The sequence below is a fragment of the Methylobacterium dankookense genome (assembly GCF_902141855.1).
Lineage (GTDB): Bacteria > Pseudomonadota > Alphaproteobacteria > Rhizobiales > Beijerinckiaceae > Methylobacterium > Methylobacterium dankookense.
Genome location: NZ_CABFVH010000038.1, coordinates 44322 through 54204, shown reverse-complemented (window position 1 = coordinate 54204; position 9883 = coordinate 44322). Strand labels below are relative to the sequence as shown.

The window sequence follows — 9883 nt, the reverse complement described above, 5'->3', positions numbered from 1 at the left end:
GCCTGGCCGCGCGGGCCGGCCGGACCTGCCGGACCTGCCGGGCCACGGGGCCCGACCTTGCCGGGTGGCCCCTCCTCGCCGGGCGGGCCGGGGCGGCCCGCGGCGCCGGGCGGTCCCGGAGGACCGGGGGGGCCGATGGGTCCAGGCGGGCCGGCGGGACCGGTCTCGCCCCGTGGGCCGGGCTCGCCCTTGGCCGCCACGTCGCCCGAGGATCCGGGCTCGCCGCGCGGACCGGCTTCGCCCGCGGGACCGCGCTCACCCACAGGCCCCGCCACTCCGGCGGGGCCCGGCTCGCCGCGCTGGCCGGCCGGCCCCGGAGGACCGGGCGGTCCCGCGGGACCCTGCGGCCCGGCGGCACCGTCGCGACCGGCTGCAGCCGCCTCGCCGGGCTCCCCACGGGGACCGGGCGCGCCGGCAGGTCCGGCCGGCCCCGCCTCGCCGCGCGGACCCGCTTCTCCGCGCGGTCCCGGAGGCCCCGGCGGGCCGGGTACGGCCGCCATCGCCGCGGGCGCCGAGCCGGCCGGACCGGGGGGCCCCTGCGGCCCGGGAGGGCCGGGCGGTCCCTGCTGGCCACACTCGCCCACCACCGCCCGCCGCTCCTGGGAGGCGATGCGCAGCGTCACGATGCAGGAGGCCGGATGGTGGATCACGTTGAACTGGAAGCTGCCGCTCCGGTCGGTCTTTTGCCGGAACTGGTCGTCGAGGCTGATCTCGGCATCGATCTGGTCGGTGGAGCCGAGCACCCACAGCTCGCCGCCGGTGATCTTGGCAGCCAGGACCGTGATCTCGGCGCGGGCCGGGCTCGCGCACCCTAGGCAGGCGAGCGCCGCCAGGATCGATCGACGGACCGGCCGAGCCTCCACGCACATGCCACTCGCTCCTCCGACGTGGCACAGCTTGGCCCCTTTTCACGAGGCGGGGAAGGCGCCGGCCGCGCACGGGGACGCGTGGGCGGGGGACGGCCGCCCTTTTGCACAGGGTTAATCAATCATCACCACGCGGGCCACCATGGCCGCGACTTAGCAGCAGCGCCGGCAAACGAGTGCTAACAATTTGAAAAACAATAGTTTTTTCGGAGCCTCCCTTGATCGATTCGCCGCTTCGGGTCAAGCTTGGCCGTCGCGCTCACCGAACGAGGTTCGAGAATGCCCGTCTCGCCGGATTTCCGTCACCAGCTCGAAGGCTACAGCCTCACGACGGCCGAGATCCTCTACCGCCTGCCGGACCATCCGCACCTGCTCCAGACCTTCCTCTGGCAGCATCACGACCTGTTCCCGGACTTCCCCGAGCTGCGGCGCTTCCTGGCCTTCTGGGAGAGTTCGATCGAGGGGCCGCTGCACTCGGTGAAGGTCGCCCATTCCCGCCTGATCCGGCCGGCGGAGCTGCGCGCGGTGAACGGCGAGTTCCGGCTGCATTGACCGCTCAGCGCGCGAGCAGCCGCCCCACCACCAAGCCGAGCGCCAGGATCACGGCGGCGCAGGCGGCGAGCGCGCCGAACTGGCCGAGGAGCTGAAGTGCGGCGCCCAGCACCGCCACGCCGAGCGCCTGCCCGCAGAAGAACGAGAAGGCGTGCAGCGCCACCGCCGAGGCGCGGGCCTGCGGCGCCACCTCGGTCACCTGCGTCTGGAAGGTGTTGTGCAGCATGTAGAAGCCGAGGCCCATGGCGGTCAGCGCGGCGCAATCGGCCTGCCAGTTCCCTGCGAACCCGATCACCAGCATCGCGCCCGCGCAGATCGCCCCGCCCCAGGCCAGCATCCGCGACAGGCCGAGCAGGCGCACGAGATGGCCGACGAGGGCGGAGTAGATCAGCCCGCCCGCCGCGAAGCCCGCCAGCGCGAGCCCGGCCTCGCGGGCGCCTCCCTCGCCGCGCGCCTCGATCAGCGGCGCGAGGTGCGGGAAGATGCCGAATACCGCGATCGCCTCGATGAAGACGGCCGAGAACAGGATCCGCGCCCGCGGATTGGCGAGGATCGCGCGATAGCGGACCAGCGCCTCACCGAAGCGCGGGCGCCGGGCCGGGGCGCGGCCGCTGCGGTCGAAGCCGAAAACCGTCGCGAAGCAGGCGAGCGCCGCCATGCCCGCCGTGATGGCGAAGACGCCGCGCCAGCCGACCTCGGCCTCGATCAGCCCGGCGAAGGTCGAGCCGGTGAGCTGGCCGAGGATGACGGCGACGAGGAAGCGCCCGATCGCCACCTGCCGCCCCGCAAGCGCCACCCGGTCGCCGAGGACCGCGAGGGCGAGCGGGATGACGCCGCCCGCCGCCGCGCCCGCCAGCATCCGCAGGCCGAAGAGCTGGTCGATCCCGGAGGCCGCCGCGCAGAAGCACAGGGCCACGGCGAGCACCGCGAGGCAGGCGCCCATCACCCGCTCCTTGCCGAGCGCGTCGCCGACCGGCCCGAGCACCGGCTGGATCAACGCGTAGGGCAGCGCGAAGGCGGTGGAGAGCAGGGCGACGCGATGCGGGTCGCTCGCCAGCTCCCGGGCGAGCACGCCCACCAGCGGCTCGACCGAGCGCAGCGCGAAGGTGCTGGCGAAACCCGCCACCATCAGGACGCCGATCAGGCGCGCGGTCGAGCCGGTCTGGGTCGGGGCGGTCATCTGGGGTCGCTGCGGCTCGCGGGGGGCGCCGGATCGGGGTGGAGGCCCCGACGGCCCCGCTTACGCCGCGCGCCGCCCCCTGGCCAGGGCGGAGGGGTCCGACTTGCGCCGTATCGCGAAGGCATCCCGCCGCGCCTCGGCTAGCATCTGGAATACCAAATACTTCATTCTCCCAAGATCAGACCGCGGCCGTGAGGGAAATTGAACCCGGCCACAAATAAACTTCGATTGCGCCGAGGCTTGCGCGAACCTTAGTCTCTGGCGACCGGGCCGGCCTGGAACGCGCGCCCTGCGGCGTTCCGGCCACAGAAGACCCGGGCCACGACGAGGCCGGATGCCGGGGCGCCCTCCGGCGGCGCCAGGTTCGACCCGGAAAAGGTCGCCGCGGCCCCGGTCCCGGCCGGTCCCGACAGCCCCCGCCAGAGGGGTGCGGGCACGGCGCGCGCAGGGACGGAGAGGGACGGAACAAGCCCATGAAGAAGAACAAGGTCATCAGCGCCGCCGAAGCGATCGCCCTGATCCGGGACGGCGACGTCGTGACGACGACGGGCTTCGTGCAGAGCTGCATTCCCGAGGCGCTGCACGCGGCGCTGGAGGCGCGCTTCGTGGAGACGGGCGCCCCGCGCGACCTCACCCTGATCATGACCGCGGGCGCGGGCGACAGCAAAGGGCTCGGCACCGGGCGCCTGCACCATGACGGCCTGCTGCGCCGGGTGATCGCCGCCAATTTCGGGCGCATGCCGAAGGTGGCCCAGGCCGCCCAGGAGAACCGCATCCTCGGCTACAACCTGCCCCAGGGCGTGATCTCGCAGCTCTACCGGGCCTGCGCGGCGGGCCAGCCCGGCCTGTTCACCAAGGTCGGCCTCAAGACCTATGTCGATCCGCGCCACGGCGGCGGGCGCGTCAACACGGTGACGAAGGACGACATCGTCAAGCTCGTGGACGTCGATGGCGAGGAGTGGCTGTTCTACTCGGCGACCAAGATCGACGTGGCCTTCATCCGCGGCACCTCGGCCGACCCGTCGGGCAACATCTGCATGGCCAAGGAGGCGTTGACCCTCGACAACCTCGCTCAGGCCATGGCGGCGCGCAACAATGGCGGGCTCGTCGTCGCGCAGGTGGAGCGCATCGTCGAGCAGGGCTCGATCAAGCCGAAGGACGTGCGCGTACCCGGCATGCTGGTCGATTGCGTGGTGGTCGCCGAGCCCGAGATGCACCGCATGAACTACGGCGTCATGCACGACGCGGCGCTCGCGGGCGAGATCCGGATCCCGGTGGCCGGCATCCGCAAGATGGCGCTCACCGAGCGCAAGATCATCGCTCGCCGCGCCGCCTTCGAGCTGCCGCCGAACGGCGTGGTCAATCTCGGCGTCGGCGCGCCGGAGGGCATCTCGGCGGTGGCCGCCGAGGAGCAGGTCACCCCCTACATCACGCTGACCACGGAAGCCGGGGCGGTCGGCGGGGTGCTGGCCTCGGGGTCGAGCTTCGGCGCGGCGACGAATGCCGACTGCATCATCGACCAGAACCAGATGTTCGACTTCTACGACGGCGGCGGCCTCGACATGACCTGCCTCGGCATGGCCGAGTGCGACGGCGACGGCAGCGTCAACACCAGCCGCTTCGGCGGGCGCCTCAACGGCTGCGGCGGCTTCATCAACATCTCGCAGAACGCGCGCAAGGTGGTGTTCGCGGGCACCTTCACGAGCGGCGGCCTCGTCACCAAGGTCGAGGAGGGGCGCCTGCGCATCGTGCAGGAAGGCCGCTCGCGCAAGTTCGTGAAGCAGGTGGAGCAGAACACCTTCAGCGGCCCCTTCGCCAAGGAGCGGATGCAGCCGGTGCTCTACGTGACCGAGCGCTGCGTCTTCCACCTCACCCAGGCGGGGCTGGAGCTGATCGAGGTGGCGCCGGGCATCGATATCGGCCGCGACATCCTCGCCCATATGGACTTCATGCCGGTGATCGAGAACCCGATCCCGATGGACCCGCGCATCTTCCGCGACGAGCCGATGGAATTGCTCGCCGACCTCCTGAACCTCAACCTCGCCGAGCGGGTGAGCTACGACAAGGAGCGCAACCTGCTCTTCGTCAACCTGGAGGGCTGGCAGGTGCGCGCGAAGGGCGACATCGACGCCCTGCGCCAGGTGCTGGAGACCGCCTGTCTGAAGGCGGGCCAGCGGGTGAACTCGGTGGTGAACCACGACGGGTTCCGCATCCCCGAGAGCCTCTACGACGACTATGCGGAGATGATCGAGTATCTCTGCAAGTACCACTACCTGACGACCACCCGCTATGCGACGAGCGCCTTCCTGCGCCTGAAGATGCAGGAGGCCCTGCGCAAGCGCGGCCTCGCGCCTCACGTCTTCGAGCGCCGCGAGGAGGCCCACGCCTATCTCGAGCGCGAGGGCGTGGATGTGGGCTCGGGCGGCGTCACCGCGACGGCCGCGTAGGCCACTGTCCCACCGACCGTCCGGCCCCGGCACAGGGCCGGGCGCCCGCCCCCCTAAAACTCCGGATTCCGTCCCGGAACGGCACGGAATTCCCGGAACGCCGGTTGCTCGAACCGGGCTCACAATCCTCGTCGGACGTGAGCCCGCCCCATGCCGAGCCGCAAAGAGTTCATCAATCTCGGCTTCGACCCGCTGAGCCGGCCGGCCATCGTCGAGGCGATCCTGGGCGCCTGCACGCATCCGCGCTTCCGCTACGTGGTCACCCCGAACGTCGACCACATGATCCGCATCGATTCGGATCCGGAGGTGGCCGCGCTCTACCGGAACGCCTGGCTCTGCCTCAACGACAGCCGGATCCTCAGCGCGCTCGCCCGCCTCGCGCGGATCGACCTGCCCGCGACGCCGGGCGCCGACCTCGTGGTCGACCTCCTCAACGATCCGCGGCTTGCCCGCGACACCCCGATCCTGGTGGTGGGCGGCGATCCGGGCCTGCCCCGCCAGATGCGCATGCTGCTCGGGCTCACCGCGGTCGACCAGTACCGGCCGCCGATGAACCTGCTGCGCGACGCCGAGGCCATGCGCGCCACCGTGGAAGCCGTCGAGGCGAGCGGCGCGTCCCTCGTCTTCCTCGCCGTGGGCTCGCCGCAGCAGGAGCACGTGGCCGCGCGCCTCGCCGCCCGCGGCAAGACCGGCGGCGTCGGCCTGTGCATCGGCGCAGGCCTCGAATTCCTGGTGGGCGCACGCCAGCGCGCGCCGCGCTGGATGCAGCGGGCCGGCCTCGAATGGGCCTTCCGGCTGGCGACCGAGCCGCGCCGCCTCGGCCGCCGCTACCTCGTGGCGGGACCGCGGATCTTCGCGATCTTCCTGTCCTATCTCGCCGCCCGCCGGGCCGACCCGCAGCGGGGTTGAGAGACTCTCACCCCGCCATCTGGACGCGGCCGCGCCGCGTCGACCAGACCGCGTCGATCACCTCGAAACGCTCGGAGCGGTTGAAGGTGTGGCAGCCGACCGCGCCCCAGGCCGGGGCCAAGCGGGCCGCCACACTCTGCCCGAACCCCTCCCCGTCGAGCCGGTCGATCCGGCACAGGGCGAGGCCGGCGCCGTAGCGAGCCCGGCAATCCTGCGCGACGCGCCAGAGCCCGCCATCGTGCCTCAGGAGCGCGCCGGCCGGCCGTGCCGCCGAGGCGTCGATGAGGACGGGGTTGCCGGGATGCGGGCGCCAGGGCCCGCGCAGGTCCGGCGCCGAGAACAGGCTGAGCGCGTCCCAGCTCGATCCGTGCGGGCCCGTGGTCGTGCAGAACAGCCACCACGTGCCGTCGATCAGCTCCACCGTCGCGTCGCCCGCGCAGAGGTCCCGGATCAGCACCGCCTCCAACTCCCAGGAATCGGGGAAGCGCGCGGCGCGGTAGAGCTCCACCGTGCGGTTGGCCGAGCTCTCGGGGATCATCCAGATCTCGCCGCCGTGCCGGAACACGAACGGGTAGGACAGGTGATAGGGCCGCTCCAGCACCACGCGCGGCGGCCCCGGCCGGCCCTCCGCGTCGAGGGTGACCGCCGAGATGACGCCGCGGCCCGTGGCGAAGGGCAGTTCCTCGCAGAGGATCACGGTCCGCCCCTCGTGCTCCACGACGAAGGGGTCGGCGACGTAGCGACCGGGATCCCAGGGCAGCCAGGCGAAGGGGCTCTGCGTCCAGCCGGCCGGGTCGGCGGGGATCCCGGCGGTGCGCGGGCGCCAGCCGATGTTCCAGGTCTCGCCCCGGCGCAGCAGCCGGCCGAGGACCTTGTCCGCGAGCGACCCGACGAGGAAGCGCACCGCCGAAGCGGCGGCGAGCCGCGGCGGCAGCGCGGGGGCGAAGTTCCCGCCCGCCGGCGCCGCCACGGCGCCCGCCAGCAGGTCGACGGCCCGCTCCAGCACCTGATCCAGAGAGGGCGTGATCATAGCCCGGTTCTCCAGGGCCGGCTGGGCCTCTGCGAGGACGCGCCCATTCCGCACGGCGGCGAGATGGGGCCCGCGCCCGTCGAGGATGGCGCAGGCCATCGCCTCGGGCTCGGGCGAGCCGTCGGCGACGAGGCGGAGCGCGTCCGCCCCGGCCACATCGCCGGCGAGGTCGATGGTGAGGTCGGCCGGTCCGGCCGCGTCCGCTCCTGCCGCGTCCGCTCCTGGCGCGGGGTCGATCCGCTCCGCGAGGCAAGGGCCGCGGCGGCGGTAGAGCAGCGCTTCGAGTTGCAGCAGCAGGGCGAAGGCGGTCGGATCCGGCCGGGCCGGCGCAATCCGCGACCACGCCACGGCATGGCCGAGCCCCGCGAGCCGCTCGCCCAGCAGCACCTGCCAGCGCGGCACAGGCCCGCTTCTCGCGACGATCCTGATCTGCAAGGGGCGCCCCCGGCTCCCGGGGCTCGGGAGAACGGGCCGGATTCCACCGGCAAAGCCTTAAGGCGGCGTTGCCGTGGACCATCCCCGCGAACGGCGTTCATGGAACGGGTGCGGCCGGCCTCCGGTTAGGCCCCCCGAGCGATCCGGCATCGGATCGGATTTCAGATCGGGAGATACCGAATGACGGCGAAGACCCTGCGCGCACCGCTTCTCGCCCTCGCCCTGGTGGCGGGCGCCCTCTCCGCGGCCCAGGCCCAGCAAGGCAACAACGTGACCCCGGGCGCCCCGGCAGGCGACAGCGGCGGCAACGCCACCACCGGCAGCTCGGCCGCGCCCAGCGGCAAGTAAGGCGGTACGCAAGGCGTCTCCGAGGGGTCGACCCCCCCGGCGGCCTGCCGGGTCCGAGCCCCGGCGACCTCAGATGCGCGCGTCCGGCCGCGCCAGGATCGCGCGCTCCACGAGGCCGATCACCCCCGCCACGTAGCGCTCGATCGACAGGCCGCGCTTGGCGTATTTCGCGCGCTTCACGTACCAGTCCTGCAGCAGCGGCTTGATCAGGGCGGCGGTGAGGGTCACGTCCTCCACCGTGAAGACGCCCTCGGCCACGCCGTCTTCCAGCACCCGGGCGAAGATCTGCTCGACGGCGAGCTCGCTCTCGGTGGCGAGGCGCCGGGCCGGCGGCGGGAAGCCCTTCGCCTCCATGAAGGCGAAGACGAACCACGGCCCCATCGCCTCGGTCAGGCGGATATGGGTCTCGATGAGCCAGCGCAGATGCGCCCGCGGACGGGCCGCCACCTCCGGAGGCGCCGCGGCGAGCGCAGCCTGCACGCTCTCCACCACCTCCGTCAGGATCATCAGGAGCAGCGTCTCCTTGGTGTCGAAATAGGTGTAGAGGCCGCCCATGCTGAGGCCGGTCTCGCGGGCGAGGTCGCGCAGGCTGGTCTCGTGGAAGCCCTGCCGGCTCGACAGCGCCAGCACCGCCTCGATGATCCGGGCGAGGTTCTGCGTGGCGAGGCGCTCCTTGCGCACGCTCACCCGGTCGCGGTGCCGTTCCAGGATGCGGGCGCACAGCGCCTCCGTCGCGTAGGCGTCGCCCGACCCGTTCCTCGGCAGGGCCTTCATCTCGGTCGTCATGTCCTCGAACCTGCTCGCGAGAGCGATTGCCTCGCCGCGTCGACGGCGATAAAAAGCGAGCGCTCGCTCGTTTTCAAGGCAGAGGCGCATCGCTGCGATGGAATTCCGCATCCCCGCCCGGGTCGAGGATTATCGCCGCCGGATCGCCGCCTTCGTCGAGGCGGAGCTGATCCCGCGGGAGAGCGACCCCGCGTCCTACGATTCGCACGGCAACATCGCCCTGCCGCTGCTCGACGCCATGCGCGCGAAGGCGAAGGCGGAGGGTCTCTGGTGCCTCCAGCTGCAGCCGGAGACCGGCGGCGCCGGGCTCTCCAAGGTCGGCATGGCCGTCTGCTACGAGGCGATGAACCGCTCGATCTTCGGGCCCGTCGTGTTCAACTCGGCCGCGCCCGACGACGGCAACATGATGGTTCTGGAGCGCGTCGCCACGCCGGAGCAGAAGGCGCGCTGGCTCGCGCCGATCGTCTCGGGCGCGGTGCGCTCGGCCTTCGCCATGACGGAGCCGCATCCGGGCGGCGGCTCGGATCCCGGCATGATCGCCACCCGGGCCGAGCGGCGCGGGGACGGCTATATGGTCACCGGTCGGAAATGGTTCATCACCGGCGCCGGGGAGGCCGCTCATTTCATCCTGATGGCGCGCACCTCGGACGACGCGCGCAAGGGGCTGAGCGCCTTCCTGTTCCACAGGGACCAGCCCGGCTGGCGGATCCTGCGCCGCATCGGGATCATGGGGCCGGAGGAGCATGGCGGCCATTGCGAGCTCGCCTTCGAGGGCCTGGAGATCCCAGCCGAGAACGTCCTGATGAACGAGGGCGACGGGCTGAAGCTGACGCAGATCCGGCTCGGGCCGGCGCGGCTCACCCACTGCATGCGCTGGCTCGGCCTGTCGAAGCGCTGCGTCGAGATCGCCCGCGCCTACGCCGCCGAGCGCCAGGGCTTCGGCCAGCGCCTCGCCGACCGCGAGAGCATCCAGCTCATGCTCGGCGACCTCGCCATGCGGATCGAGATCGGCCGCCTCCTCGTGATGAAGGCGGCCGATGCCCTCGACCGCGGCGCGTTCGCCCGCAAGGAGATCTCGATGGCGAAGGTCCACGTCGCCAACCTCCTGCACGCGGCGGCCGACACGGCGATCCAGATCAACGGCGCCCGCGGCTACTCCACCGACACGGTGCTGGAGTGGATCTACCGCTACGCCCGCCAGGCCCGCCTCGTGGACGGGGCGGACGAGGTCCACAAGATGGTGCTGAACCGGTTCCTCGACGCGGAGGGCGACGCCTTCTGGTCCTGGGACGTGGCGGCCTGAACCGCAGCGGGCCCCGCGCCCCCCAGC

9 protein-coding genes are annotated in these 9883 nt (G+C 72.2%); 5 read left to right on the top strand and 4 right to left on the bottom strand.

Annotated features, from left to right (window positions below; translation table 11 throughout):
* The coding region (locus tag MTDSW087_RS22195) for a collagen-like protein (protein WP_144767053.1) at positions 1-869 on the bottom strand (869 nt) is incomplete at its 3' end.
* Positions 870-1145: 276 nt separating this feature from the next.
* On the opposite strand from MTDSW087_RS22195, the gene MTDSW087_RS22190 reads away from it, so the two are divergent.
* A complete protein-coding gene (locus tag MTDSW087_RS22190; protein WP_144767052.1) occupies positions 1146-1418 on the top strand; it encodes an usg protein in 273 nt (90 codons plus the stop codon).
* A 4-nt stretch (positions 1419-1422) separates the two neighbouring features.
* Here MTDSW087_RS22190 and MTDSW087_RS22185 read toward each other — a convergent pair whose 3' ends face one another.
* Positions 1423-2598 carry an MFS transporter gene (locus MTDSW087_RS22185; protein WP_144767051.1) on the bottom strand — a complete coding sequence of 392 codons (1176 nt, stop codon included), beginning with the start codon at positions 2596-2598 and terminating at the stop codon, positions 1423-1425.
* A 473-nt stretch (positions 2599-3071) separates the two neighbouring features.
* On the opposite strand from MTDSW087_RS22185, the gene MTDSW087_RS22180 reads away from it, so the two are divergent.
* Both MTDSW087_RS22180 and MTDSW087_RS22175 read left to right on the top strand, forming a co-directional pair.
* Positions 3072-5045, top strand: coding sequence for an acyl CoA:acetate/3-ketoacid CoA transferase (locus tag MTDSW087_RS22180; RefSeq protein WP_144767050.1), 1974 nt, complete (start codon positions 3072-3074; stop codon positions 5043-5045).
* Between the two features lie 150 nt (positions 5046-5195).
* Entirely contained in the window at positions 5196-5954 is a 759-nt protein-coding gene (locus MTDSW087_RS22175; RefSeq protein ID WP_144767049.1) for a WecB/TagA/CpsF family glycosyltransferase, read from the top strand.
* A gap of 7 nt (positions 5955-5961) precedes the next feature.
* On the opposite strand, the gene MTDSW087_RS22170 is transcribed toward MTDSW087_RS22175, so the two are convergent.
* The gene (locus MTDSW087_RS22170) at positions 5962-7386 is read right to left on the bottom strand and encodes a glucosamine inositolphosphorylceramide transferase family protein (protein WP_144767048.1); all 1425 of its coding nucleotides are present in this window, start codon (positions 7384-7386) and stop codon (positions 5962-5964) included.
* A gap of 213 nt (positions 7387-7599) precedes the next feature.
* Between MTDSW087_RS22170 and MTDSW087_RS30360 the strand changes: the two genes are divergently transcribed.
* Positions 7600-7767, top strand: a complete 168-nt coding sequence (locus MTDSW087_RS30360) for a hypothetical protein (protein ID WP_186383959.1) — start codon at positions 7600-7602, stop codon at positions 7765-7767.
* Between the two features lie 69 nt (positions 7768-7836).
* On the opposite strand, the gene MTDSW087_RS22165 is transcribed toward MTDSW087_RS30360, so the two are convergent.
* On the bottom strand, positions 7837-8553 hold the full coding sequence (locus tag MTDSW087_RS22165; protein WP_238179597.1) for a TetR/AcrR family transcriptional regulator: 717 nt from the start codon (positions 8551-8553) through the stop codon (positions 7837-7839).
* 97 nt (positions 8554-8650) lie between these two features.
* On the opposite strand from MTDSW087_RS22165, the gene MTDSW087_RS22160 reads away from it, so the two are divergent.
* Complete coding sequence (locus tag MTDSW087_RS22160; protein WP_144767047.1) at positions 8651-9856, top strand: acyl-CoA dehydrogenase family protein; 1206 nt, start codon at positions 8651-8653, stop codon at positions 9854-9856.
* Positions 9857-9883: the final 27 nt, after the last annotated feature.